Here is a 25,802-nt window from a genome sequence, read left to right as displayed (position 1 = left end):
CCGACGAGCAGGATCAATCATGAGCACCGATACCAAGAGCCCATTCGACAAGGACCCGGCCGAAGGATCACGCGACATCATCGATCGTGAATTGCAGCGTGCCGAAGATACCGCCAACAACAAGGTCGATCATCTCCCCGGCGTGAAGGTCAGCGGGCAGCCCCAGGGCGGCGCAGTCGATCGTGCCCGGAAGCAGCGCGAGGAGAAGGACAGCAAACAGGAATAGAGCCGCTCTGCCGACCCGAAACGCACCCGGTTATCGCAAGGCCGCCCGCTCCAAGCTCCAGCCGTCACCGGGACCGACTTGACGGTCAAAGTCGGTCAATCAAGATGCATCAATTGTTGGGATGGAGCGGGTGAAGGGAATCGAACCCTCGTATTCAGCTTGGAAGTCTCGAAATACTGTAGTGTCTTCAAAGGCTATTCTGACATTTTCGGCGTTTTTTGACCCATTGAGATCACTACGGCGGGTCAACCCGGAGCTCCCCTCGCCGACGCCGGCTAAAGGTTATGATGAGCCGATTCACTCAAGGCCCGCCAAACGGCTTCGGTCGCTCCAGCGGGACGAAAGCGCTCAAATGGGCTGGGTAGGTCGACGCGCCGCCGCCGATGGTCGTGCCCGTGCTGATGCTCAAGTAGACGTCCTTCACTCCTCTGGGCGTTTCCAGCAAGATCCAGTTCTTGCTTAAGTCCCCTATCCCGATAGTCGTAAAGCGCATTGACTTGCCGAACTGCGAACAGGAGATGGGCTTTTCGGTCGTAAACGAATTCCAGGGGCCATGCAGAGTCCCCGATCTGCCGCCGGTCTTCGGAAGGGTCAAGCCGAAGCCTAGGCCGACCGCGGCATAGACGTAGGTGCACTTCAAATTGTTTTCCGTGTCCCATATGGAGAACAACGCGCTGGCAAACGCAATCCCGGCTCCGGCCCTGCCCTTCACGATGCGCTTGATGGCCGCTCTCGCTGCAAACGAGATCGAACCGTCGACCTCAAGCAGCATGGCTATCTTGGAATTTCGACTGACCTTTGGCTTCGGCGGAACGGGTCGGGGCAAGTCTGGCTTTATGATCGGTTCGAAATAGACCTTAGGCAGAACCCAAAGGACCACTGATCTATCGTTGTCTTCGTCCAGCCTGTGATTTGCCGTCTGCGTATTGCCGATGGCGTGCGTCTGCATTTGCTCCGGGCGGATGCCCATCTCTGACAGAGACCGCGCGACCGTAATGACGCGGTTGGCTGATGTCGTCATATTCCAATCAGCCGTACCGATCCGGCTCGCGGATCCCGTCATCCAGATCTGACCAGCGTCGTGCTCCACCAGGGGAACCACCTTGTTCTTCAGAAATTCGAAGTGCTCTGTCTTCAAGCCCCGAAACTGGTAGCCGGCAAAGTCATCGAAATCGAAATTCCAAAGCCGCGCGTGCAAAACCCCCACTCCCGAAAAATCCAGATCGACGTCAACCTTGCCCGGACCGGTTTTGTGGAACATTCTCTTCGACCTGCAATCGACAAATAGGAACTCGTCGGTGATCGTCCGGACGGCCGCAGGACCACCTTGTTTTAGTGCAGGCAGGAAAAGAGAAGTTCAAATCGACAGCTGCAACGAAGGTTGTGACCTTGCTCCCATTTCGATCTGGCACCGAAGGAGTATGCGCTTGTGCAATACGCGACATCACTGTCGCGATCGGAGCAGCTACGATATAAGAGAGTCGCGATAGGACGGGCCCTGGAATTCGTACAGCACGACGACTTCGCGCGATCGCCCTAGACTTGGAGGGCCGCTACCCAACCACGTTAAATCGGCAGCGCATCTGGATAGTACGGTTACCGGCTTGTTCTGCGTCTGCCTGATCGCCCATCAAAAATAGAGCGAAACGGTAAGCGTCGTCTAGCGCAGCTGCAATATCCCGGAAGCACTTGATATGGTCGTTGGTGATCTCATCGTTGGGGTCATTTGCATATTAATCGCGGATGGCGTTTCCCAAAGCGGGAGAAGTGGCTACCAGCGTGATCGCAATCATGGACTCTTGCGCCCAACGCCTGGATTGGAGCGACGAGGATCTCGCGAATAGGAACCTGGCGAAGGCGCGCAATGTGCAGAACGACGGAGCTGACAAATTCTGCGGCCGGCCACGGACTTATCCACCAAATCGCTTGACCAGCTTTGAACCCTTGGCTGCATCAATCTGCTGGCCCGTCAGGTCAGAACCGACGCTCAATCCTATCGTCATGAGGTTCTTGACACGCCGCGCCGCCTGCTTCTCATTGGAATAGTCGATCTCGACGTGATCGAGGCTCATTAGATGGCCGAGCTCGTGAGCCCAGGCGCGTCCATTGGCGTGGTCATTGCCATACCATTGGACGAAGCTTGCCGGCTCCGGTTGGCTATTGGGGTATGAGCTTCCACCGGCGGCCAGATTTTCAATCGAATTGACGAGGTAGATGTGGACGGCATTGTCCGGATCGTGCCGAGAGGCAAGAACACCCAGCAATCGCTGGTCATTGCTGCGCGCGCTCTTTGCCATGTCGAGCGGCTTCTCCATCAAGCAATCGCTGATCACGAACGCGATCTTGGCCTTTGACCAGATCGTATTGACCACGTCGAGCGCCTTCTTGGCTGTCTCGCTGCTCCATTGCCCGGGCTCAACGCTCCCCCTATCGGCAAATGGCGTGATGTAAATCCTCAACGGAATGGGCATCAACTTCTCCAAAGTTCGGAATTGCGATTGTATCTCCGTACGCTATCGTTCGAAATAGAGCGGCTTATATTCAGGGCTTTCTGATTAAGTCGGCTGGCGACTTGCGCAGTGACGACTTCCGGCAGCGGCCACCGACGCGATCGACTGGTCGACCAAGGCCCGCCTTCGCGACTCGGAGACTGGTTCCCTCATTGCGAAGGAGCAGTTGCCGGGGCGAGCGTCCGGCAGGAACCTGAAGATCGAGCACCGGGGACCATGGAAAGCCGAACTGACGGGCTCCTGACCTCCGCGCAAGCTGTAACCGAGAGATTGACCCGCAAGCCGGCGTTCTGGACTTCACGTCCCCTCGATCTGCCGACCGCGGAATCTTCGTTTGAACTAAGCCAGAGGCTCTGCTGCACTGCCGCGAACACGGTTAAGTGCAATAATCCTATAATTTCAAAAGCTTAATTCGCCAGCGCGAGACATCGATACTGGCGGGTGCCCATCATCCTCATGAAACGGCACACAGCGCCGGCCCGCGATTTCTTCCGTGCCGTTTGAACGCGAGCGCAGTGCCAGACAACACATAGGAATGGATCGGGCTCGAAACTGGTACTGTACGGAGATAGGCCAGCGGCCAGTGGCGTGTGAATTCAGTAATTATGCCTTACGCGGCCATCTTCGCGACGTTATCATTCGATGAGCATAGGTTGGGTGTTCGCCATGAGGTTATACAGGCACCTTCGAGTTTTGCTTCTTCTTGCCGCTTCGCTGTTACTGGCAGCCCAGCCAGCCTGGGCGACAAAGCGCGTGGCTTTGGTGGTTGGCAATGCCAACTATCAGAATGCCCCTCTGCTCCCAAACCCGGCCAACGACGCTGCCGCCATCACTGAAACCTTGAAGGGCGCAGGTTTCGATGTGGTTGACTCAAGGCTCAACCTCGCCGCGACCGATATGCGGCGGGCCCTGAGAGAATTCGCCGATCAGGCGCGCAATGCGGACATAGCCCTGGTGTACTATGCTGGCCACGGCATCGAGATCGACGGGACAAACTATCTGATCCCGACCGACGCCAGACTCGAACGTGACACTGATATTTATGACGAAGCATTCTCACTCGACCGCGTCCTGCTGGCAATCGAGCCTGCGAGACAGTTGCGCGTGGTGATCGTCGACGCGTGCCGCAACAATCCGTTTGCCGATTCGATGAAGCGTACAGTTGCCTCTCGATCAATCAGCCGCGGGCTGGCCAGGGTCGAACCCGCCGTCTCCAACACGCTGATCGCGTTTGCCGCGAAAGCCGGACTAACCGCACTCGATGGCAACAGCAAGAATAGTCCGTATGCGACGGCTCTCGTAAAGTACATCGCAAAGCCGGGGCTCGACTTGCGTAGGGCCTTCGGCTTCGTCCGCGATGATGTCTTGCAAGCCACCGGCAACCGACAGGAGCCCTATGTCTACGGCTCGCTGGGCGGCGAAGACGTTGCACTTGTTCCCGCTGCCAAGGCTGATGAGCCGGTGCAAGCAGCCAACCCCCAGGCAGAAATTCGTCGTGATTACGAATTGGCCTTGCAACTACGCAACAAGCCCGCTCTGGACGCGTTCCTGAACCAGCATCCGGACGGATACTACGCAAATCTTGCCAAGCTGCAGCTTAATCAGCTCGATGCTGAGGACGCACGCGTCGCGGCAACGGCGAAGGCGCAGCAGGCGGAACAGCAGAAAACTCGGCTGATGTCGCAGGGCGCCCAGCGTGCCGACCAAGAGAAGGCGGCCGCGGATCTGAAGGCTGCGGAAGACGCCCGAATTGCCGCCGAGAAGGCGAAACAGGCCGCGCAGGAGCAGGCCACCGAGGCAGAACGGAAACGAATTGCGTCCGAATCTACAATCGTTGCGGCTCTCTCCGGGAATAAGCCGGCTGTTGGGAGTGCCTTCGCGGACAATCCTACAGTCGCTGCGCTGGCTGACGACAATACGCCGCCAAAGCTTGCCGCACTCAGCGCCGAGCCGCGCCAGACCGATATCGCAAAAGCCGATATCACCAAATCCGTACAAAGCGAATTGAACCGCGTCGGCTGCTTCACCGGTAGCGTAGATGGCCGATGGAATGCGGCCTCCCAGCGCTCCTTGGCTCTCTTCAACCAGCACGCCGGAACCAAATTTGACGCCAAGCTCGCAAGTCTCGACGCGCTTGACGCAATCAAGCTCAAGCCGTCCCGGGTCTGTCCCCTGATCTGTGATCATGGCTACAAGGCTGACGGCGACCACTGCAGCAGAATCTCCTGTGCAAGGGGCTCGTTCCTCAACGACGACAATGAATGCGAGAAACAGCGCGCCAGGCCCGCCAATGCCGCCAAGAGCAATGACAGTCAGCGGCAGGATCGGCCATTGCGTCAGCGGGCGCAGGCGAGCGCAGGCGGCTATGGCGCTGCGGTGGGCCATGCGACGGTCAGTCCTCAGATCATATGCAACGCCAGCAGCTGCCGTCCGGTCCAGCGCGGCTGCCATCTTGAATATCGCGGCGGTGGCGGGCCAGGCAACGAGGCCAATGTCGAGGTATGCCACTAGCCTCACCGCTCCTACACAACTGCGCGCTGGCACGGCGCCGAGTTGCCACGGTGCGAGGCCCGGTGGATTTGGGATCGCAAGCATGACGAGTGGCCGAGCTAACGTCAGGTCGACCAAGTGCCAAGCCTGATGTGGCCGAATCGGAGCGACCTGCGTGGTTGCGTGTGAGCTTGAGCAAAAGGACGCCAACGCCTTTCCTGGGGTGACGCTCTTCACGAAGCGGCAGGCGCCCGGCATGAAACCAACGGCGGTTTATCTTCCGCCAAAGCACCCAACAGCCGCCACCAAATTCGATGTCGTGATCTGGCTTCACGGCTTCTACGTCAAAAACCATGAATTCCTTTTCCACAACGATCCAGCGCGGCTGCGCGAACAGGTGCGGGATTCCGGCAAGGACGTGGTGCTCATCGCGCCGTTCCTGGGCTACGAATACGCTGTGGGCAACACCTTTGCCGGAAACTACAGCGTGTCCGACCTGGCCACCGCGAACTGGGGTGAACGCTATCTCGAGGAGATCCTTGGAGCTCTGGCCAGGTTCCTGGGTATCTCCTCGACGTCCATTCCTCAGCTCCAGATCGGCAAGCTCATCATCGCATGCCACTCCGGCGGTGGTGACGGCATGCGCAATCTCGTCGGGAGCCTCGGAAAGTATCAGGGGAAGCTGACGGCTTGTTGGGGATTTGATTGCCTTTACGGTGCCAATGCGCGGCCCGACGATGCGACCTTTTGGTACCAGTGGCTATCTGGGCAGAGCGGCCACGCCCTCGAGATCGTGTATGGTCCGTCAACTCTCCCGCAATCGGTGAAGCTGGACCTGATCGGGCGCGGGCTGGCGACGGCCGATGGCAATCAAACCCAGCCTCAGCGCCCTGCCCTCAAGAATCTCAACGTAAGCTTGGGTCATTACGACCTGTTCCCGGCATTTGGACAGATGGTCAGGGTCAACGATCTTGACGCGGCTTTCGTGGATCGCTTCATGATACCGCAGGTCGCGGACCAACCGCGGCATAAGCCTGCGCCGCTGGACGGGGAATTCCTCCAGCACGCGATTTCCAACATTCGCAGTGCTTTTCCCTTTCCAAAGGACATTCATTACATGATCGCCCGCGGTGGCTTCTTCAGCCGACTGAGCAAGCTATAGCCCCAAGCCTCACAGGACTCACTTGATGGAATAGGATTTGACGTCGAACGACCAATTGTTCGTCACGAGCTTTCCGCTGCTGTTGTCCGGCACGCGCAGCTCACTGGTCCAGGCCGATAGATAGCTCAACGCGTCCGCCTGACCTTCCAGCTTGCGAGGCATGTCCGGCAAATCGAGCAATTGCACGCGCAGCTCGCTCAGGATGGCGATCATCACTGCGGACCCCGTCGGCGGTGCGACGACATATTCAAAACCACGCTGCCGCGCCGCCGGAGCAGGGACGACAAATTCGACACCCGGCTTGACGAGATTAATGTCGCGTTCGTTCGACTGCGCCAATAGCTCGGGGGTCGGAAAGATCTGGGACATCCGCCCTTCCGAGTCGACGTCAACCAGAATGAGATATCCAGGCCTCCTGGCGGTGACGCCGAACGAGACCTTGGCGCCGACGTTGACGGTCTGACTCGGCAGGATCTGAAGGGACACACTCGCGGTATTGGTCTGCCTGCGCACCGCTTGTGCGGGCCAAAGCCAAGGTACGTACGTCGTGCCGATATGCAACGCCCCCGTCGGCAACGGTGCTGCGGACGCAGGTCCGCTGCCCGCCTGTAGCAGCAGGAATGCGAACCATGCTCGCTTGCGGCGGATCGACTGCGATGACGGCATGGCGTGCTCCCCTAAGAGTCAGGGAGCACTGAAGAAGCCGATCGAGGCGATTCGCGCGTCCGCGGGCAAGTAACGCTCGAGACTCTTGATCACCTGCCCCGAGGCGCGACGCCGGTTGAACTGCACTAGGGCTGTCTCAAGCTCGACCATGCGTTGCTGCGAAGTCACCGCAACGATCTGTTCCGCACCGAACGGCTCGCCGACCCTGAGCGGTAGGCGCAAACTCGCCGATCTGGCCAACGCCGCATCAGCACCCACCGGATACAACAATTGGATGGTGCCATCGCCGGACACATTGAACAGCAGCACCGCCCTTGATGCCACATCAGACAAGTCAACTTCGATGGTCTGGCCAGCACGTTGTTGGCGATCGTCTGGCCAAATACGCATCACCTGCGGCGACCGTGTCGCAATGCGCTTGAGTTCACGAATTGCCGCAGTCCTATCAATCACCGTCGGCAGGCTGGCAACGTCCATCCCGTAGGCGACCACATCACCCCAAGCGATCACGTCGTGCGACACAGGATCCCAGATCAGGTCGGGATTGTCCGTCGGTTGAACAGCCTGCACGGAAACATCTTTTGGCTTCACGCTTACAAAATAGCTAGTCTTGCCGTCCAGCGCCGCCAGCCGGATTGGTGCAACGAGGCGTAGAGGCCCCGGCGCGCCGGCGATCGGAAGTTCCTTGGCCGCCCCCGCAAGGGTCGGAATGGTTGGAGCCTTGGCCGTGACAGCCGACGGTGCGGGCGCCTGTCCATCGACGGGCACCCCGGCTCCGGCCTGACCCGAGGCCGCTCTCGCGGCCGGCCCCTGAATCAGCACGACACCGCGCGTCAATCCGAAGGCGACGTCGGTATCCGGCGTCTGAGCTGGCGATGATACAGTCACGATATTCTGCCGCTGGTCCGAGAGCTGATAGACCACCTGCCGAACGTTGCTGAAAAGCTCCTTAAGCGTCACCTTCCCATCGTGATTGATGTCCGCGCTACCTTCCACCGCACGCGCGACCGCATAGCTGAGAGCCCCGCGTAGGCCATCGATGCCAGGGATGCGGACTTCCGGCGCTTTGGTGTAGCGGTCCACCGCGGCCAGAAACGCCGTGTGGTCAAGGTCAAGTTCAGACTTCGGATCGTTGCTGTCCGACATCGGCTTCAGTTCGTCGACCAGCAACGTGTAGCGCGGGACCTGCCGGAAGCTCATCTCAGCGGCACGCGGATCGATGTCGCGCACCATACCGCCACCGTGGCAGGTGTCAGCCACGAAGATCACCCTCGCTCCGCGCAGCTCGAACTGCCGTATGAAATGGTTGAACTCGCTGCCCAGAACCCGCTCAACGGACCCGGTTGGCGTGGTTTCAAAGCCTGGCAGCAGGAACACGTTCTCCATCCCGTCCGGCTCCGCGCCCTTGACGCGCTCCGGCTCCTGGGTGCCATGGCCGGCGATCGACAGAAAGATGAGGTCGTTGTTCTTGGTCCGCTCCACCAGTGCACTGATCTCGCGCAGGACGCCTGCCCTGTCGGCCTGCGCGTTAGTCAGTTCGACGACGTCGCCAACCCCCATGGATTTAAGGCTGGTCACGATGTCCGTAGCGTCAGCGACCGCACCCTTCAATTTGCGCACGTGCTGGTAGTCGTCGATCCCGATCACGAGCGCACGCACCGCCGCCCCATCTGGATTGCTGAGCGACAAATCTCCTGCCGCATGCGCCCGCGGGATTGTCAGTCCGATCAACGCGGCGAGCCCGATGGTGGCGCACAGCCGCCCGATCCCGCAGTCAAGTCCTCTGGGCATCCGCATCGTGATCCACCTCGACATCATGCCTACCCATTTTGTAGCTCTGGCGACACACTGGGTTCAGCGCCTTTTGCCTGCCGTTTTGCGGCCCGCCGGCGGTTGTTCAGTCTGCTCCTGATAGGCGCCCGCTGAAACCGTCGTCTGATCATCCGCGAACGCTCGAAAGCGGACCGGAACATAGCCGCGCGCGAGCAAGCTCGCCAATGGATAGACGTTGCGACAGACGCGGCCGTTGCAGCCACCGGTCGAGGATTCCATCACCTCGGCCTTGCGATCAGGCGTGAACCGCAGGAACAGCATCACATGCGAGCCTGGCTTGTTCAGCGCATCGCCGGGCCTCAGGTCCCAAGGATTTGCCACGGGCGCAGCGATCGCGGGGATAGCTGCAGTCGTATAGTGGACGGAGAGCCCCCACGCGGCGCTGACGAATGCCGAACAGTCGACGCCCGCCACATCGGGCCGTGGCGCATTGCGGGTGCACACATTGCCAGCCAGCGTTCCGCTCTCGATCCGCTGCCGGAAGTTCGCGAGCGAACCGTGGCAGCCCCAGCAATACGGTACGCCGCGCACCTCCTGGTTCACTTTTCCCTGCAGATACCACGGCCGACGAACACGGCTGAAGCCGCTGCATTGGCTGTCGGGATCGTTGCCGTAGTTCGCCTGCGTCAGCTTCCACTGGATACCCTCGAACGCAAACGCGGTCTCGATCGCCTGCTGGCGATTGGACGGCCTCACGGCGGCCGAAGCGTCAAATTTGACGCCGGATTGTGGTGCCGGCGCCGTCGTCGTTCGCGACGGCCGCACGTCGATAATCGAGGCATTGGTCAGAGGTCGGAACCCGACGCCAATCACTTCGATACCGTCCGGCTTGGTTCGCAGGAAATAGACATCGCCACTGCCCGACACCGTGACGAACCGTCTGGTCAGCGGCGTATTTTCCAGAGGAAGCTCATAGATTCCCTCGAGACGCCCGTTCGCGGCATAGCGTGCGACGAACGTGGAGGCGTTCTTTCCTGATGGCGGAACGTCCTCGGCCAGCACGTAGAAGCGGTCGCTGTTGTCGATCTCGAGAAACTCCACCGTGCCGAGCTGGTTGCGCACGCGCAGGCCGAGTTGGCCGATGGTTTCGTTGGTGACCATGGTCTGGATCTCGACCCGTACGCTGGCATTGCCCTTGTCCGGAATGATGTCGGCGATCACCGAGCCCTTGCTTCGAGAAGCCACGTATTGCCGGTCAGGCTGCCGGGTCGTCCTGATGATGGCCGCGCGGGTGTTCTGATCGAGCAGGTCCGCCGCGCTGCCGGGTGCCTGCGATCCCATCTGGGCGAAAGCGGAGACGGCGACCTGGTCGTTTGCCCCACGGCTCGAGACCTCCTCAAGCTGGATCACGTCACCGCCGAGTCCGCGCGTGGATTGCCCCGGCGCCGCCTTCAGCGTCCGTACGCCGCCGTCCCAAACCATTATGTCGTCGTCATGGACGACGAGATCGGTCGGCTGGACGTCTTTCGGCATCTTGAGGACGTCGGGATCGGAGTTCGGCTGTTTCGGGTCAAACTGGATGATCCGACCGTTGATCTGATCGAGCAAAAACAGGTTGCCCTGCCCGTCGGCGCTGAGTGCTTGCGGTCCCGCGAGTTCCACGTCCTCGCTGGCCGGGACTATGCCGACCATGGAAGCAGCCGAACCGCCGGTAAAGCTGCGTACGACAGTATCGTCGGCGTGCGCCTTGGTTCCGAAAATGCCCGCGCTAACGATGAAGACCCAGATCCAATGTTTTGGACGAAGCATATTCGCCTCAATGTACCCCGAACCGATCGCCGCGTCGGATCGACTAATCCGAGATGCCGTTGATGCCGCGCGTCAATTAGTGGTGAGCAATCTCAATCGCGTTCAATTCTATCACTGGACGGTGATAGTCCGAAATTTCTTCAGCTTGCGGAGGAAAACCATGGCCCGGAATAGATTTGAGCAAGTGAACGAAGTCCAGCCCGACGCGGTCACGCTGCTCCTGAAACGCGACAGTGACGGTGCCTCCGGAGCGATCGTGCTGCCTGCCGCCGCGAGCCAAGGGCGGCTGACCACCGACCAAGTCAGCGCGCAATTGCCGGCTCAGGATGCTTTTCGCGGCGCGATCCGGCTGGCTAACGACGTCAAGCTCGCGCTCGTGGTGTGCGATCCAGACGGGGTCTGGAAGCCCGAATGGGGCGATCTTTATCAACCGATCGATTGACCCGCATCGGATGGAGCCGGCAAATGCTGCGACGCCGCATACAGACTAGCTTGCCGAACGAACCCTCCGCCCGACTGTCGTTCCTTATACCGGCCCTGATGGTCGCGCTGCTCGTTGCGACAGGCTGGCCGGCACGCGCCAACGACTCGGCTGCGGAATTGTCGATCGGTGGGCTCCAGTTCGTACGCACCAATGACGTGGCCATGGAGAGCGAGAACCTTCGTATCACGCTCGACAGAATCAGCGTTCGCTACCAATTCGCGAACCTCACCGCCAAGCCGGTCACGCTTAATGTTGCCTTTCCGCTGCCCGACATCGACCTGTCGGAGGCTGAGAATGTTGCATTGCCGTCAAGTGATCCGATCAACTTCGTCGAATTCGAGACCAAGGTCGATGGCAACCCGGCGCCGCTGACCGTCGATCAGCGCGCCATGGTTGGCAACAGGGATGTCAGTGCCCTGCTCCGCGAACTCAAGTTGCCGCTGCTGCCGATTGGTGGCCGCGAGATCCGAGTGACCGACCTGCCCGCGGCGACCCGGACCCGGCTTGTGGACGACGGACTTCTGATGCCTGCCGGAATGAGCGACAACGGTCGCCAGCAATATGCGCCGGGGTGGACCGTCAAGACCTCGGCTGTGCGCCAGCAGTTGTTTCCGCCCGTGCGCAGCGTCACGGTCGAACACCAGTACCGGCCGAGCGTCGGCTCCAGTCCTGACACCATTCTGCGCTCGAGCCTGCGCCGCAGCAGCGCACTCGGTCAGGAAGTTGCGCGTTACCGGAAAGAATACTGCATCCAGGATACGTTCCTTGCCGAGCTCGACAAGCGCACGGGCAATAACCAGACCAACGGCGCAAATCTCCAGGAGCGGCGCATATCGTACGTGCTCAAGACCGGCGCGAATTGGGCTGGGCCGATCCGGTCATTCAAGCTGACTATCGACCCAGGCGGCAGCGACCGCTTGGTGAGCTTCTGTCCTGGGCGGCTAAAGGCATCGTCCGCTACTGGAAACACGCTTGAATATACGGCAAGCGACTTCAAGCCGGATGCCGACCTGAAAATCCTGGTGATCGGAACATTCTGAGCGTGCCGGTCAATTGGTGAGCAGCACGTAGCGCACGGCCGCGATGACAGTCATCTTATTGCGCTGAGCCTCGCTTAGCGCCTGCAGGAAGAACGTGTCGGCGGCGATCGGTCGCGGCTGGCGCAACGAGTCGAGAACCTGCGGGACCGCCACGACCAATAGCAGTTGCGGACCGCTCGCGCGCGCCGTCGGGAGCGTAAACGAAAGTGAGTCGATGCCCGGCTTCAGAAGATAAGACAGGCTCTGAACTTCGCCGCGATCAGATACCATCAGGAGCTCCACCACGCGGTTGGCAAAGTTCTCGATGGTCCCATTGAGGGTTTCACCGCCCTTCAGCTCTGTCGCTGACAAGGTGATGCGTGGCATTCGCGCCTGATCGCTCCCGACCTGACTCAAGAACTTGACGGCTGGGCATTGCGCCTGGGTCACTTGCCTGACGCCGATCGAAGCCTCGAAACCCTGCTCACGCCGAAACGCTTTGTCGAACGTGTCGAATGGGACGGTCGAGGTACCGAACCCTTCGATGACAGCGGCATTTGGGCTCACGGCAATCGGCAACACGAAGAAGCAGTCACCGCCGGAATATTGGGCCACGTATTTGCGGATGCGCTCGGCGCGCCCTGGCCCATCGAGTGCCGGAGACTGCGTCGCCGTCGGCTGCGCGGGCAACTTCTCCGGCTCTTGGCGTCCGGGCTGTGGTCCAGCGGGCTCGACCTTCGGCGGCGCCATTGCTCCGGCGAGTTTCGGGGGTGGCGACAAGACCGCGGTGCCTGGCGCTGACCAAACCAGCTTGTAGAAGGCATATCCACCACCGCCGACCAGCAGCAACAATGCCGCGGCGCCCGCCCCCAGCCAGAGGCGGCGCGGACTCCGCGCGATCTCCGGCATCCTGTCCTGCGGCGCCGGCGGCGCGCTTTCCGGCCGCCGCAGCGGATCGAAGCCATATAACGGCGCGGCCGGCGTCTGGGCGGAACCGGTTGGCGTCCAGCTGGCGACCTCCCCCATAGTGGGGCGCAATGCCGGATCAGGCTGCAGCATCCGCTCCAGCAAAGGTCGGATGCGCATATCCACACCACCGAGATCGGGCACACGCCGGCGCTTCTCCACCAGTTGAAATTGGCTGCCGCCCATGTCGAGTTTCTGTCCGGTCAGCGCATGGAACAGCACAAGACCGAGGCTGTAGACATCGGATTTCGCAGTCACGTCATTGCCGTACAACCCTACTTGCTCCGGCGATGCGTAGTTGTCCTTGCCGGCGAAGCCCGAGCCGATGATGGTTTTGTCGCCCATTTGGGTCGACCGAGCGATGCCGAAGTCGATGATCTTGGCCCGACTGACGTCGTCGAGCGGAATGATGATGTTGTCCGGAGACACGTCGCGATGGATGATGCCGTGCTCATGTGCGGCCTCCAGTCCCAATGCGACACGCTGCCTCAGCCTGATCAGCGCCTCGAAGGTCAACGGCCCATCATCGAGCATGTTCGAGAGCGAGCGGCCATTCACGAACTCCATCGCGAGATAAGGTCGCTGCAGCACCGGCTCGACGGTAAACAGGAAGTAGCGAACGATCGCGTCGTGCGGAAGATTGTGGAGTGCCGCGGCCTCTCGACGGAACAGCGCGAGCGCGGCCTCGTTATCAACCACGTCGGGCAGTAGCATTTTCACCGCAATAGGCGATCCAGTCTGGATCTCACGGCATTTGTAGACCTCACCCATGCCGCCCGCGCCGATCACCGCTTCGACCTCGTAAATGCCATTGAGACGGGTGCCGGGCGGCACGCCGTGATAGGACGATCGGAACGGATCGCTCGGACTCATGGTTGCGGCTCCCGATTGAGCGGAGATCTTGTCGTCCCCTGAGATCGTGGCGTCAGTAGTCGCACGATCACAATCGTCAAATTGTCAAGCCCGCCACGATCAAGAGCCAGCGCGAGCATGTCATCGCAAGCCGCCTGGGCGCGTCGCGTAGCCGCGTGCTGCAGGATCTCGTCGTCCTGCACGTGCCTGGTCAGGCCATCGCTGCAGATCACGAAGATATCTTCTGGCTCGGCCGGGCCTGTCACCACCTCGAATTCCGGATCATCGGCGACACCGACGGCACGCGTAATGGCATTGCTCGGCCAATCATTCACGTCTTCGCGCGACAGCGCACCTTTTGCGATCAGCTCCTCCAGTTCGCTGTGATCATGCGAGACCTGGCGAATTGCGCCGCGACTAATAAGGTAGACCCGGCTGTCACCCGCCCATATGCAGGCATAATAGTTATCGCGAACGAGCAGAACCGCCGCTGTGGTCCCGACGGTGGCACCCTGTCGTTCATGACTAAGCGCCAGTATCTGCTGGTTTGCGCTGAAAAGCCGCTCCTCGCATTCCGCCAGCAGGTCTGCGGCTGATTCTGGTGTAGCGATAGCGTCGAGCGACTGCACTACGATGCGACTGGCGAGATCACCGGCCTCGTGCCCCCCCATGCCGTCGGCGACCGCCCACAGACCAACGTCGGTTCGTACCAAACATGAATCCTCGTTCCGCTCCCGCACGCGTCCGGCATGGGTGACGCTGCCAACATCGAACAAGGACGGAATATGCACCATCGCGCGTCATCCATTCCCGGATGCCGCGGGTCCGAGATCACCGGTCAGCAGCGTGACGTAGTGAAACGGATCTGGCAATCCGCGACAACTCAGCGCCATTGGCGGGAAGCCTTCCCCTCCGGCGGTCCACCAGAAGCTAGCCGCGGCGTAGACCTGTGGGTTGGCAGCGCAAAGTGCTGCAAACGACGCCGCGAAGGCTTCGACCGCCGAAGCCCTCCCCATTGCCGCAGTACCAAGCGACGTGACCGGCGGATCGCCGGTGATGGTCTCCTGCAGTCGTGGCACCGAAAGCCGATCCAATGCATCGGAGATCTGCTCGAAGGTTGCGGCCCGATCCAGGGTCGAAAGCAGGAACGCCTCCACTTGCCCGAACCATTCGTCCTGCGGATCAATGCTCGGCGGCGGCAGCGAGACGGCCTCGCCGGTCACCGCATGCAGGGTCAAGGGATAGTATCGCCCCACCCCATCGAGCGAGGGCATGATCGCACCCGCCACTGTCGTGCCGCAGATCGCGGCGCCGAGCCAAAACCGCCAGACCGGCGCGGTCAGAAAGGCCTGTTGCCATCCTGGGCCAAGCTGGTGGCGACTTGCTGACAGCGCAGCCTGTACCCACGGCTCCCAGGCTTCCAGGAAGCTGCGCGGGGTCGCGATCGCGATGAAATCGCGCTTCGCACCGATTTTGCCGAATATCCCGCAACGCATGGTCATATCCCGGTCGGGCAACGAAACTCGCGCAGCACTGACAGGTTCAGCGGGTTGCGCAACGATCCGGTCGAAATTTGATAGTTGAGCTCGCGCCCGGCGACGATGAAACTCGCGCTGGCGGTTTCCGCTTTCACCACTAACGAGCCCGCCTCCAACATCCGAAACAACGACCAGGGACCAATGCGCTCAAGCACGGATGGCGGGCCGGTATCGTTACTGACTGAAATTGCCGTTCGCGGCGCTGGGCCCGGCCATAGGATAGTAGTCGGCGAGTTGGTCTGCGGCGGTGGCGGTGGCGTAGGTTGCGGCCCGCCGAACAAGGACGGAGGGGCCGATCCGGGAATGGTTGGGCTCGCAATTGTGGTGCCACCGATCTCGGTCTTAACTGTCACGCCTGGTCCCGGTGCCCCAGGGGGTCGGATCGCGAATGAAACGGCGGGCACACCGCCGCCCGTCTGGAAGAACGCATCCCGGATATAAGCCGCGTTCTGGAATTGTTTGAGCGTCTCGGGCGAGAACGACCGACCAACGGGGCTCTCCTTTCGCCAAGCCCAGTCCGACCGCGACGTGTCGGCATAAGGTGCCAGGTACTGGGTGAAGAACCTGTCCATAACGCCATTCGGACTGAACAATTTGGCAAAATCCGCGAGCGGAACTTCCTGGCCGCTGCCGCGGATAAACGGGTAGCGGTTAGTCACGGTCTGTTGGCAGACCGGCGTGACCTGATCGCGCAACGTTTGCAGGATTTGTCCGGCGGTTGAAGCCGCGATGCTACCTTCGAACTCCGCGGCTGCTGCTCGCAACATATCGGAGAATGGCGGCGGCATGCGCGAGGCGTTGTTGCGGAGCGCTGCGACCTGGTTCTGGAGCGCAGCTGTGGCTTGTGCGGTCAGTTGGGGATTCTCGATGATCAGCGTCAGGTTCTGCGCGATGTCGTTCAGGTTCGCGACGGTCGAGTCGATTGGCCGGCGGGTGCTCTCGCCTTCGAGCGCTGCGTGGTAAGGCTTGAACTGTGCTTCGATCATCGTGCCAGGCGGTCCATCCTGAGCATTCGTGAAGAGTGCTGGCGCCGATGCGGCAGCTGGCGCCGAAGCGCTCTTCGCCCGTTCCTTGGTCAGCACCGTCTCGTCGCGCACCGACTCCAGAATTTGCCGCATCGGCGAGGTCGGCGCCGAAAGCGCCCGAAGCACCTCATATTTCGGTTTGTCGGCGAGCAGCTTCTTCAGGCGCAGGCTCCCGAGCGCCGTTCGCCAGGTCGTCACGAAATCGTTTGAATAGATGCTGAGCAGATCGCCGGCCAGATTGTCGTACTGCTGGTTGATGGCCGACTGCTGGCCGGCATCCCCCAAAACCCATCGCTCCCGCTTCATCCGCTCAGACAATCCGGACAGCCGGGCGACGAACTTCTGATGGAAGCCGTTATACGTGAAGAACTCAGGTACCCGCACGGCGTCCAAAGGCTGCCCGGTCGTGGTTTCGAACACGACACCCATGTCGGGTCCGCCATGGCGGCTGGCGATCCAGTCGCCGGCGATCGACGCGCGAGCCTCCGATTTCAGAAACTCGTACGCTCGTTGCGACACGCTCAGGCGCGCCAAGGAGTTCTGGGCCTGCTTGATCAACCGGCCGTCGAGTTCGACCAAGGGCGGCTGTTCGGTCTCGAGGTCGAACATTGCCACGAGGTTCTCGTCGAGCAGGCGCCGCCCTTCTGCGTTGGTGGCGCCAGGATAGAGATTATCCGCCCAGTCACGTTGCATCCAGGAGCGGATCAGCTCGCGATCCGGCGACTGCAGGCCACCGATCATCAGATAGACCTTGAGCGCCTCATAGACGAAGGCAGGCTCGTTTATGCGCGCATTGAGCTGCTCTTCCAGGCGATACAGCAGGCGCGGTCGGAACATGCGTTCAAGCGCGGTGTGATAGGCCGCTTTCGAGGGTGACAGCAGCCGGGCGCGCTGACTGAGCCCGTAGCGAGCCGACAGAGGCACCGATTCGCCGCGCGATCCGTAGCCCGCCGGGGCGTTGCGAAGCCGGTAGAGTAGCGGCAGCACCTTGTCGAGATCATGATCGGCAATCAACGTCTGCTTGATAAGTGCCGCGCCGGCGGTTGCATACTCGCTATCCGCCTGCAGGCTTTGCTCGATCAAATCGGCGTTCCGCTTGTAGCTCACCAGCCAAGCTGCGATCAGCCCGATCGAGACCAGACCGATCAATGACAGGGCTGCGGTCTTCAGGACCAGCGCGCGGCGCACCGCGGCACGGTCAGTCGAGACCCAGTCGGCCTCGCCGATGATGACCTTGGAAATCAGATCGGCAAGGAAGAAGCTCTTGCCCGTGCCCGAATAGGATCCGGAACCGACTTCCTCAGCGCCGAACGTGCGCGCCAGCGATCCGATCAATTGATCGATCGGCGTGCCCTGCTGCGTACCCGAGGTAAAGTAGAATCCGCGCAGGTTCGCGTTCACGTGATAGCGCGTCGGCTCGAAGATCAGGTTGAGGAAATCGTGGATCTGAGGCTTGAGCCGCGCCATCTGTGCCGGAAAACCGAACAATTGCACGCGGTGCTGGGGCGTCGGCTCGTCCTGCAGACGGTCGAGCGTCTCTTCGCTCAGGCGCTCCAGCAGACGGTCGAACTCGAACGGGATCTGCCCAACCAGATTCTGGGTCTTGTCGGCGGTCTGGAACGTGGCACCCCAGACTTGACGGCGGCCGGCCTCCCCGAGATAGGCGAAATACTCGGTGAAGCCGGCAACGAGATCCGCTTTGGTAAATAGCGCGTAGACTGGGAAGCTGACCTTGAGTCTCTGATGCAGCTCGAGCAGGCGCATCCTGATGGCATCGGCATGAAGTGCGAGCTCCTGCTTCGGCAGCGTCAGGATGTCTTCGATACTGATGGCGACAAGAACGCCGTTGATCGGTTGGCGCGACCGACTTTTCTTCAGGATGTCCAGGAACGCCAGCCAGCTGTCCTTGTCGGCCTTGCTGTTGGAGTCCTGGGTGGTGTAGCGGCCGGCGGTATCGATCAGCACCGCCTCCTCTGTAAACCACCAATCGCAGTAGCGGGTACCGCCGACCCCTGCGATCGCCGCGGGCGTTGCCCCGCGCGCGAGCGGAAATTTGAGCCCGGAATTGACAAGCGCCGTCGTCTTGCCGGCGCCGGGCGGACCGATGATGACGTACCAGGGGAGATCGTAGAGATAGCCCGACTTGTTGCCGCTGGCGGTCTTCAGCGTCGCGAGCGCATCCTTCATGCGCTCCTTGAGCACTGGTTCATCGCTGACGGGCTGGTCTGCACCAGCGATACCATCGGCAATCTCCTTGGCACCCTTGCGCCGCTTGAACAGATTGAGGCCAACGATGCCTGCCCCGGCCGTGGTGAGCAGCAGAATAGCGATCTGCCGGACGATATGGTTCTCCAGCGGCCGCCAATCGCCGAATGCGATGAAGGGACCGGCGAAATAGATCACCGCTCCGAGCGAGCTGAGCCCGACCCCGTAGAGAACGATGCGAAGAATGTCCTTGGCAAGCATCTAACCGTACCCGTCGCAAAACCACCTGATCCGGCGGTGTGTGCCTATTCGCTGCGTTCGATAAAGATCTCGACGCGCCGGTTCTTGGCACGTCCCTCGGGCGTTGTGTTGCTGGCAATCGGCGCATCTGCTCCTTTGCCCTCGACGTCGACGCGCGAACCATCGTTCAAGCCAGGTTTCAGTGCCGCGGCAACCGCCTTGGCGCGCTCGACCGACAACTCGAAATTGGTCGGGAAGCGGACTGTGCGGATCGGCGAACTGTCAGTATGGCCGACGACCCGGATCCGTCCCGGCTCCTTGTCGAGGGTTGCTGCGACGCGGAGAGCGATCGGCTTAAAGCCGTCGAGGATGGTCGCTTGGCCCGACGCAAACAAGGCCAGGTCGCAGACCCTGATCACGATGAAGCTGGGGGTCTGGTCCGCCGTCATGGCGCAGGCGGTGTTCTCCTTCGCGAGCGCATTGCGGATGCGTTGCAACTGGGTAATGCGATCCGGCGGCGGCGGAGGCGGCGGCGGTGGGGGTGGTGCAACGACCTGACGCTTGAGTTCGATCGGACCGGCCGGATGGAGCGCGAGCGCCACCTCAGCAGCATTCTCTGCCCGTCCAGCGAGGAGCGTCCGCAGAACGAAATAGGACCCGGTCAGCAGCGCGGCGACCACGGCTGCCACGAGCCAGACCGGAACACGCAGACGCTGCCGGCGCCCCGCCAGCGCCTGCCCGCGCCAGTTGGGCGACAGGTCGCTCATCGTTTTCGGTCTAACCCGGCGCAGCAATTCATAGAGGTTGCGCTGGATCAGTTGCAGGTTCGCAAGTCCGCCCCCTGACGTCCGGTGGATGCCCTGAAAACCAAGCGCAAGGCAGGCGTGCTGAAGTTCGAGGACCGGATAGTTGACCAGTGGATCAACCTTCAAATGGTCGAGGATCTCAAAGAAACGGACGCCGCCGACACGCTCGCCGAAGAACCGGCTCAGCATCGAATATTGCGTCCAGACGTGACGCTCTTCGGTTGGGATGTGCTGCACGATATCGTCAGCAGTGGCACACAGGATGTATTTTGCTGTGTTGGCCTGGTGCTCGGAAATGCCCGCTGAACGGATGTCCTTCTCAAAGAATTTGATCGCGTCTGCGACCTGCTCCATCAGGCTGGCGAACGACGCTCGCATGAGCGCCACACGCAACCGACCGAGCAGTTGCAGCAACGGGCCCGCAGCGCGCATCACCGGATTGGCATTTGGCGCGACCAGATCGTCAACGCGCAACGGCGGCCCTGGCGGCATCAAGGGTTGCGGCACCTGGCCTTGCGCGGGTGTCGAAATCCATTCCTCGGCTGGATGGCTGGCCGGCGCGGAGGCGTAGTTCGAGCCCTGTGGAACGGGCGAAAAGGATGGTGGTGGGGCCGGCGTGCCGGGAGAGGGTACGGGTGATGGCGAATAGGCTGGGCGTGCTGCGGGCCCCCCACCCGGCGGAGGTTGAGAGATCGGCGCCGGCGGCAACTTCCCGCCGGGGTTGGGACGGATGATCGTCCGTTCGCCCCGCCCGAAAGGATTGACCGGCTTGTCCTTGTCGCTCATGGCCTGTCTTCCAGGATAGCCCAAAGATACAGCTCAAGCTCGGGCCAGTCGCCGGAAAAATGCATTCCGATCGACGCAGCCGTACTGAACTCGGGCCACAGCGGTGACTTGCGGTCGAGATAGAAATAGACGTGATCCGTGATGGCCCGGATATGCGGCGGCGGCGTCGGCAAATGCGCCAACGTGAGGCCCGGCAGGTTTGCGTGCACGATCTCGTTCATCTTTGTGTTCGGCCCGACCTTGAACAGGTGCGGGAAATCGTTCTGGATCTCCACAAGCGGCCGCCGTGCGGCAACTTCCAGCACCAGGGTCGCATTTCGGAATAGCGCTCGATCGCGGATCGGCGATACGAACGCATTCTGTGCGCGCTCGATGATCTCCAGGCGGATCGCCCGCCGACCCAGCCGCGCGCTCAAGAAGTCCTGGATGTCGCTCACCAAGGGTGTGAAGACGTTCTCGAGATCGTCGTGATTGTACGCCGGATAGTTGCGCGCCCGCCGTTCCGCCGTGGAAAACGTCGCAAGTTCACCCGCGAACCTCAGCAATTCCTCGTACAGGCGCTCCGGGTGAACGCTGCCGGAGCGCTGGAAATGAGTCAGCACGGGAATGGTACGGTTCAGCACTTGCAGGACCAGATAGTCGACGCTCTGCAACCCACCACCGGATGACGGATCGACGGCGTAACGCGCCAACTCGTCGAGTTTAGTCTCAACCCAGCCGATGATGCGGTTGAGCCAGCCATCGATGATCGGATGCGCGGCGCAGACCAGCATCGGCGGCACGAACTTGTCGTCGAACAGGATGTTCTTGTCGCGCACCTCCAGAATGCGCGCGATGCCCAGGCCCATGTATCCGGGCTTGCTCGTCTTGCGCAGTTCGAAAGACAGGCGCGGATAAGCGATGTCGATCTCTTCCTCGATGCGGAGCGCCGAGGTCGAGTCGATGAAGGTTTCCGAAGTGCGAACATAACGACTGGCGCTGTCGGTGCGGTCCTCGTCGACCTCGCGGGTGTTTGGCGCCGCGACCGGCATCATCAGCCAGACGATCTGGCCTGCAGCCGTCTCCGGCACCTCGATCGATTCGGGTATTGGGCTGTCCGCAGGGATATCGAACGGCGTACCGTCCGGCATGAGGCCGGACGCACTGCGCACCGCGAATTTGCTCTGTTCGGTAAGATCCCTATCGATCTCTAGCTCGGCAAAGCCCCAAGGGTATGGTGTCGTGTAGCGAACGCGCTTTTCCAGCAAGTGTTCGATGTAGCGGTCGTTCTGCTGCAGATGATGCGGCCGCAGAAACAAACCTTCCGACCAGAAGACCTTGCTGTACCAAGACATTCCTATATCCACTTAGAAATTGTAGGCAACCTCGTGGGTCGCCGAGAGTTTACTTTGAGCCGGGCTTATCACCGCGGTCGTAATAGTTCGAGAAAAGCAACATAAAGGTTTCGATCGGCGCGTTGTTCTCGCGGCCAAGATGCGCTTTCCAGCGCGTCAAGAACTCGTCCCAGAGTTTGCCCTTGTTCGTGCCGAGCCAGGAGCTTGCGCCACGCTGAAGCTCGAGCTCGCGCGCCATCAGCGTCGGATCTATGCCCGCAATCAGCTCATGGACAGCGTGCTGCATCGCCATATAGGTTCTCAACTGATGTGACTTGAGATCACTGAAGCCCTGTGCAAAGGCGCGCTGTGCATCGAGATAGCTGCGTGTCGGCGGCCCAAAGAGAATGCGCATCGCTTCCTCCGAGGTCGGCGAGAATTTCAGCGGATTATTTTCGAGGGCTTGGACGGTGGTCTGGCTGGTGCTACGGGTCAGCTGCTTGGCTTGGGTTCGCGCTTGCAGCAGCGCCATCAGATTGTCCACGGTCATACGCAAGATGATGCCAAGCTGTTCGGCGAGTTCGGCATCGGACTTGCTGGCGAAGAAATTCTCCGGCAATCCCGCAGCGCGCGCCACCAGTCGCGCGAACTCGGTACCACCGACTGGCTTGGCCGCGACAGGTCGCTCGTCTGCTGCTTGCGCCGTCTCGACCTGCGGGTGCGATGGCGATGTTGGCGGCTGGGCAGCGACTGGTTCATCATCGATCCAAACCGACGGCCGGCGTGGAGTCGGGATGGCTTGCGGGCGCTCGACTTGCGGTTTCGGCGCGGTGACCGGACCGGCTGCCCAGTTCATGTCATCGTCCTGCACGGACGGTTGGGACGTAGACGTCGGCGATGACCATCGAAATGGGTCTACACCCGGCGCCGGCACGCTCGCTGCCCAATCAAGGAACCCCGGATTGACGGGCCGCGCCGCCTCGCGTGGCTTCTTCAACAGTTGCGGATCGATCGGCGGCGGAACGTCACGATCGGCCGTCCAAAGCTCTCCGTAATCCGCATGCTGCTGGACCGAGGGTTCGTGCAGTTGCGCCGCTTGATTTGGGATACGCCCGCCAGCCTCATCCTCCAGCGAAACTCCGATGATGTAGTGGCCGATCGTGAGCCGATCGCCGTCGCGCAAGCGGTGCGGCCCCCGCATGCGCTGGTCGGCACCATTGAGAAAGGTGCCGTTGGTCGAGACGTCGTGCAGCCAATAGCCACCGTCGCGAAAGTGCACCTCGCAATGCTTTCCGGAAATAGTCCGCGCCGGATCCGGCAGCGTCCAGTCGAGGTGACGGTCCCGGCCAATATCGACCGAACGCCTGCCGGTGACCGTAAACGTCACAGGTCCGCCGTCCGGAAGATTCGGTTCGTTCTCGATATTAAAGCGAAGCACCATCACATCGTCTCGTTAGCGCGGAGGGCGCGGTTCGCCGCGTGCCAATTGAATACCATCCTCCAGGCACGACGTCATTATCTGGTCCCGGAAGTCACGGGGGAGCCGGCAGAGGCCAATCAGCAGTGCTGTACGCACCGCCCGTGCGGCCTGATCTGGCTTGGCTTCCACGGGCGCAAATTCCGGGGGAACCACGCTTCCGCCGGACCAGCCGGCCGCCAGCGCCAGCCACGTTGCCGGCTGCTCAGGATCGTTGGCATTGCCGACAGCCAGCGCCTTGTTCCGGGACTGCTCGTCCGGTTGCCGGACCCAGGTCTCCACAATATTGAGCGACCTGCTATCGCTGGCATCGAAATGATCGAACATCCGTCGCAGAGAGCGACATCCCCAGCCAATTGCCACACGCCTTGGAAGTAGGTATGCACAATAAGACACGGCCGCGTGCCAATTGCACGCGTCGGCGGCCTCCTGAAGGAAATCCAGCGAAGGCTTGTCAGCGTCGGCTCTGCCGACATCATAGCGCGCCAACGGATAGGCCTGAAACAGATCCTGTACCGTTCCGAATCGAACCTGCCCCATGATCGTCAGCCGACAAGAGTTGGAGTGCCGTGAGCGACCAGCGGACCGCCGGCAGCAAGCGCCATGCCGGCCTGCGCTGTCATGGCGATCGTCGGCGCGTTGATGACGATGCCCGCCGGGGTCAGGATAATCTGGCTGGGACCAACCTGCAGGGTGATATTGGCGTTGGCCGTGAGCGTGATGCTGATGCCCGCATTGACAGACTGGTCCATGGCCAGCGTGATGTGTTGACCGCCCAATTCGATATCGAGTTTGTCATTGCCTTTCTTGAGCGTGGTCTTGCGGGTATCGCCGCCGAATGCAGCTTCGCCGATGGTCCGTGTCTCGGTGTCCCGGACCGTCACGTCATGGTCCTTCTCGGCATGCACCGTGATCTTCTCGGACCCCTTCTTGTCCTCGAAGCTCCACTCGTTGAAGCCGCCGCCACCTTTGGTGGAGTCCGACTTCAAGCCGCCAATCGTCTTTTTCGACGGCAGATCGTAAGGCAGCTTGTATTCGTCGTTGTACACGGTGCCGATCACCAGGGGACGGTCCGGATCCCCTTCCAGGAATTCGACAACGACTTCCTGCCCGACGCGTGGGATAATCTGACCGCCCCAGCGCTTGCCAGACCAAACCTGGGCGACGCGCAACCGGCACGACCGCTTCTTCTTGCGATCCCAGAAAAAGCGGACATAGATTTCGCCGAGCGACTCGACGTCGATTTCCTCGCTCGAATTGTCGTCTTTGGTCACTACCTTGGCAGTCTGGATGCCATTGATCCTTGGCTTCGGCGTCGTCATTGGCGCTCGAAACGGCCGATCGCTCGGCAGAAACTCGTAGCTGCCGAAATAGACGTGTTGCCCGGCGTCGCTCGGACCTCCGGTGCGATAAGATTCGATCGAGAACGAGTGCGTGGCTCGCACCACGAGATATTCCACGTTCTGCGAATCCTTGGAGTGCTTTTCAAGCTTCGTTAACCCACCGGGGAACAGGTTGACGGCGTCGCCGTTGCCGCGGCGCCTTCGGTCCATTGCCTGCTCGGCCTGGAGCTGGATCTTCGCGTAGCGCTCGCCGTCGGATTTTTCCTTGAACTTCCCTGGATAGTCGTAAAACTCCATCTCCGACCGGGTGTAGTGCTCGGAGCCCTTGGCGTCGCTGATCATCTGCGCGTTGGGCTTTTGATAGTTGTAGTCGTTAAGCTCGATCTTGCCGGTTCGAAACCGGCGCTCCGAGACCCATTCGTAGATATGCTGCTCGCCTCGACGATCTGCCCCTGTTAACGGGATATAGGGAATCGTAGCAAGACCGTTGATCGGGCTATGCGACGATTTGGAATCCGCCAACACCAGCGTATGTTTGCCGCCCTCGTGCTTGAAGAAGTAGTAGATGCCGTGCTGTTCCATCAGCCGGCACACGAAATTCATGTCAGTCTCGCGGTACTGAACGCAATATTCGAGCTTCGGACAGGACCCCTCTTCGGTCAGTTTGGATTCATAATCGGTGAAGCCGCGTTCGTTGAATACCTCCTTGATAATGTCGGGCGCTTTCTTGTCCTGAAAGATCCGGCAATCGGTGGTCCGCGACAACAGCCAAAACCAGGGCCTCAGCACGATCCGGTAGCTAAAATAGTCGTTCCTTACCCCGAGCCACTGGGCCTCCGTCAGAATGCCACTGAACTCGCGCTCCTTTTCATGCAGCTTTATGGTCAGCGTGCATTGCTGACCGATGGCTCGGTCGAAGTCGAGGTCGGCATCCTCACTGAGACACTCTATGCGATACTCGAACAGTTCGCTGAGACCTTCCGAGCCCTCGAATCCGGCAAAAACCAGAACGTCTTTGCCAAGAGGCGTCTTGAGTTCGCAGAGGCGGGTATCCTGAGTAAGCTGGCCCATGTGGGCTTAAACTCCCTCCTTCGATCGAATGACCCGCTGCA

The 25,802-nt window shown here is 60.8% G+C and carries 19 protein-coding genes; 5 read left to right on the top strand and 14 right to left on the bottom strand.

Features of this window, described 5'->3' with window-relative positions:
• The first annotated feature begins 19 nt into the window (after positions 1 to 19).
• A complete protein-coding gene (locus IVA93_RS14935) occupies positions 20 to 226 on the top strand; it encodes a hypothetical protein (RefSeq protein WP_018457613.1) in 207 nt (68 codons plus the stop codon).
• Positions 227 to 527: 301 nt separating this feature from the next.
• On the opposite strand, the gene IVA93_RS14930 is transcribed toward IVA93_RS14935, so the two are convergent.
• Together IVA93_RS14930 and IVA93_RS14925 are read right to left on the bottom strand one after the other, a co-directional pair.
• The gene (locus tag IVA93_RS14930) at positions 528 to 1,487 is read right to left on the bottom strand and encodes an OmpA family protein (RefSeq protein WP_204511542.1); all 960 of its coding nucleotides are present in this window, start codon (positions 1,485 to 1,487) and stop codon (positions 528 to 530) included.
• Positions 1,488 to 2,136: 649 nt separating this feature from the next.
• Positions 2,137 to 2,697, bottom strand: a complete 561-nt coding sequence (locus IVA93_RS14925) for a hypothetical protein (protein WP_026233406.1) — start codon at positions 2,695 to 2,697, stop codon at positions 2,137 to 2,139.
• Positions 2,698 to 3,498: 801 nt separating this feature from the next.
• Here IVA93_RS14925 and IVA93_RS14920 point away from each other — a divergent pair.
• Positions 3,499 to 5,247, top strand: a complete 1,749-nt coding sequence (locus IVA93_RS14920) for a caspase family protein (RefSeq protein ID WP_446480746.1) — start codon at positions 3,499 to 3,501, stop codon at positions 5,245 to 5,247.
• Between the two features lie 154 nt (positions 5,248 to 5,401).
• Positions 5,402 to 6,388 (top strand): hypothetical protein, encoded by a 987-nt coding sequence (locus IVA93_RS14915; RefSeq protein ID WP_204511544.1) that lies wholly within the window; start codon positions 5,402 to 5,404, stop codon positions 6,386 to 6,388.
• Positions 6,389 to 6,406: 18 nt separating this feature from the next.
• Here the strand turns inward: IVA93_RS14915 and IVA93_RS14910 are convergent, their stop codons facing one another.
• Genes IVA93_RS14910 through IVA93_RS14900 form a run of 3 tightly spaced genes read right to left on the bottom strand, consistent with a single transcriptional unit; the run spans position 6,407 to position 10,636 of the window.
• Complete coding sequence (locus IVA93_RS14910; RefSeq protein ID WP_026233409.1) at positions 6,407 to 7,054, bottom strand: DUF4384 domain-containing protein; 648 nt, start codon at positions 7,052 to 7,054, stop codon at positions 6,407 to 6,409.
• 18 nt (positions 7,055 to 7,072) lie between these two features.
• Positions 7,073 to 8,851, bottom strand: coding sequence for a caspase family protein (locus IVA93_RS14905; RefSeq protein WP_231190732.1), 1,779 nt, complete (start codon positions 8,849 to 8,851; stop codon positions 7,073 to 7,075).
• Between the two features lie 57 nt (positions 8,852 to 8,908).
• A complete protein-coding gene (locus IVA93_RS14900) occupies positions 8,909 to 10,636 on the bottom strand; it encodes a hypothetical protein (protein WP_247335903.1) in 1,728 nt (575 codons plus the stop codon).
• Here IVA93_RS14900 and IVA93_RS14895 point away from each other — a divergent pair.
• A complete protein-coding gene (locus IVA93_RS14895; protein WP_244561181.1) occupies positions 10,518 to 11,078 on the top strand; it encodes a hypothetical protein in 561 nt (186 codons plus the stop codon). The genes IVA93_RS14900 and IVA93_RS14895 overlap by 119 nt on opposite strands.
• Positions 11,079 to 11,176: 98 nt before the next feature.
• Positions 11,177 to 12,160, top strand: a complete 984-nt coding sequence (locus IVA93_RS14890) for a DUF4424 domain-containing protein (RefSeq protein WP_018457622.1) — start codon at positions 11,177 to 11,179, stop codon at positions 12,158 to 12,160.
• 9 nt (positions 12,161 to 12,169) lie between these two features.
• On the opposite strand, the gene IVA93_RS14885 is transcribed toward IVA93_RS14890, so the two are convergent.
• The 9 genes from IVA93_RS14885 to tssI are packed head-to-tail and all read right to left on the bottom strand — an operon-like array spanning position 12,170 to position 25,761.
• Entirely contained in the window at positions 12,170 to 13,978 is a 1,809-nt protein-coding gene (locus IVA93_RS14885; RefSeq protein ID WP_247541814.1) for a serine/threonine-protein kinase, read from the bottom strand.
• Complete coding sequence (locus tag IVA93_RS14880; RefSeq protein ID WP_085348552.1) at positions 13,975 to 14,751, bottom strand: PP2C family protein-serine/threonine phosphatase; 777 nt, start codon at positions 14,749 to 14,751, stop codon at positions 13,975 to 13,977. Before IVA93_RS14880 ends, IVA93_RS14885 begins: the two co-directional genes overlap by 4 nt.
• A 6-nt stretch (positions 14,752 to 14,757) precedes the next feature.
• The gene (gene tagF, locus IVA93_RS14875) at positions 14,758 to 15,459 is read right to left on the bottom strand and encodes a type VI secretion system-associated protein TagF (RefSeq protein WP_018457625.1); all 702 of its coding nucleotides are present in this window, start codon (positions 15,457 to 15,459) and stop codon (positions 14,758 to 14,760) included.
• Positions 15,456 to 18,986: a type VI secretion system membrane subunit TssM gene (gene tssM / locus IVA93_RS14870; RefSeq protein ID WP_247368058.1), complete on the bottom strand. Its 3,531-nt coding sequence runs from the start codon at positions 18,984 to 18,986 to the stop codon at positions 15,456 to 15,458. Before tssM ends, tagF begins: the two co-directional genes overlap by 4 nt.
• 44 nt (positions 18,987 to 19,030) lie before the next feature.
• On the bottom strand, positions 19,031 to 20,557 hold the full coding sequence (gene tssL, locus IVA93_RS14865; protein ID WP_026233411.1) for a type VI secretion system protein TssL, long form: 1,527 nt from the start codon (positions 20,555 to 20,557) through the stop codon (positions 19,031 to 19,033).
• Entirely contained in the window at positions 20,554 to 21,891 is a 1,338-nt protein-coding gene (gene tssK, locus IVA93_RS14860) for a type VI secretion system baseplate subunit TssK (RefSeq protein ID WP_018457628.1), read from the bottom strand. Before tssK ends, tssL begins: the two co-directional genes overlap by 4 nt.
• Before the next feature lie 49 nt (positions 21,892 to 21,940).
• On the bottom strand, positions 21,941 to 23,311 hold the full coding sequence (tagH, locus tag IVA93_RS14855) for a type VI secretion system-associated FHA domain protein TagH (RefSeq protein WP_247368055.1): 1,371 nt from the start codon (positions 23,309 to 23,311) through the stop codon (positions 21,941 to 21,943).
• 12 nt (positions 23,312 to 23,323) lie between these two features.
• A complete protein-coding gene (locus IVA93_RS14850; RefSeq protein ID WP_085383668.1) occupies positions 23,324 to 23,887 on the bottom strand; it encodes a DUF6931 family protein in 564 nt (187 codons plus the stop codon).
• 5 nt (positions 23,888 to 23,892) lie between these two features.
• Complete coding sequence (gene tssI, locus IVA93_RS14845) at positions 23,893 to 25,761, bottom strand: type VI secretion system Vgr family protein (RefSeq protein WP_085348546.1); 1,869 nt, start codon at positions 25,759 to 25,761, stop codon at positions 23,893 to 23,895.
• Between the last annotated feature and the right edge of the window lie 41 nt (positions 25,762 to 25,802).

Source organism: Bradyrhizobium sp. 155 (assembly GCF_023101105.1).
GTDB classification, from domain to species: domain Bacteria; phylum Pseudomonadota; class Alphaproteobacteria; order Rhizobiales; family Xanthobacteraceae; genus Bradyrhizobium; species Bradyrhizobium canariense_D.
This window is presented reverse-complemented; position numbering and strand designations above follow the sequence as displayed.

Excerpts from the sequence above, each read along its gene's own strand:
- IVA93_RS14935 (WP_018457613.1), top strand. The coding sequence starts at position 20 with ATGAGCACCGATACCAAGAGCCCATTCGACAAGGACCCGGCCGAAGGA.
- IVA93_RS14930 (WP_204511542.1), bottom strand. The coding sequence starts at position 1,487 with ATGTTCCACAAAACCGGTCCGGGCAAGGTTGACGTCGATCTGGATTTT.
- IVA93_RS14925 (WP_026233406.1), bottom strand. The coding sequence starts at position 2,697 with ATGCCCATTCCGTTGAGGATTTACATCACGCCATTTGCCGATAGGGGG.
- IVA93_RS14910 (WP_026233409.1), bottom strand. The coding sequence starts at position 7,054 with ATGCCGTCATCGCAGTCGATCCGCCGCAAGCGAGCATGGTTCGCATTC.
- IVA93_RS14905 (WP_231190732.1), bottom strand. The coding sequence starts at position 8,851 with ATGCGGATGCCCAGAGGACTTGACTGCGGGATCGGGCGGCTGTGCGCC.
- IVA93_RS14895 (WP_244561181.1), top strand. The coding sequence starts at position 10,518 with ATGGAAGCAGCCGAACCGCCGGTAAAGCTGCGTACGACAGTATCGTCG.
- IVA93_RS14900 (WP_247335903.1), bottom strand. The coding sequence starts at position 10,636 with ATGCTTCGTCCAAAACATTGGATCTGGGTCTTCATCGTTAGCGCGGGC.
- IVA93_RS14890 (WP_018457622.1), top strand. The coding sequence starts at position 11,177 with ATGGTCGCGCTGCTCGTTGCGACAGGCTGGCCGGCACGCGCCAACGAC.
- IVA93_RS14885 (WP_247541814.1), bottom strand. The coding sequence starts at position 13,978 with ATGAGTCCGAGCGATCCGTTCCGATCGTCCTATCACGGCGTGCCGCCC.
- IVA93_RS14880 (WP_085348552.1), bottom strand. The coding sequence starts at position 14,751 with ATGGTGCATATTCCGTCCTTGTTCGATGTTGGCAGCGTCACCCATGCC.
- tagF (WP_018457625.1), bottom strand. The coding sequence starts at position 15,459 with ATGACCATGCGTTGCGGGATATTCGGCAAAATCGGTGCGAAGCGCGAT.
- tssM (WP_247368058.1), bottom strand. The coding sequence starts at position 18,986 with ATGCTTGCCAAGGACATTCTTCGCATCGTTCTCTACGGGGTCGGGCTC.
- tssL (WP_026233411.1), bottom strand. The coding sequence starts at position 20,557 with ATGAGCGACAAGGACAAGCCGGTCAATCCTTTCGGGCGGGGCGAACGG.
- tssK (WP_018457628.1), bottom strand. The coding sequence starts at position 21,891 with ATGTCTTGGTACAGCAAGGTCTTCTGGTCGGAAGGTTTGTTTCTGCGG.
- tagH (WP_247368055.1), bottom strand. The coding sequence starts at position 23,311 with ATGGTGCTTCGCTTTAATATCGAGAACGAACCGAATCTTCCGGACGGC.
- IVA93_RS14850 (WP_085383668.1), bottom strand. The coding sequence starts at position 23,887 with ATGGGGCAGGTTCGATTCGGAACGGTACAGGATCTGTTTCAGGCCTAT.
- tssI (WP_085348546.1), bottom strand. The coding sequence starts at position 25,761 with ATGGGCCAGCTTACTCAGGATACCCGCCTCTGCGAACTCAAGACGCCT.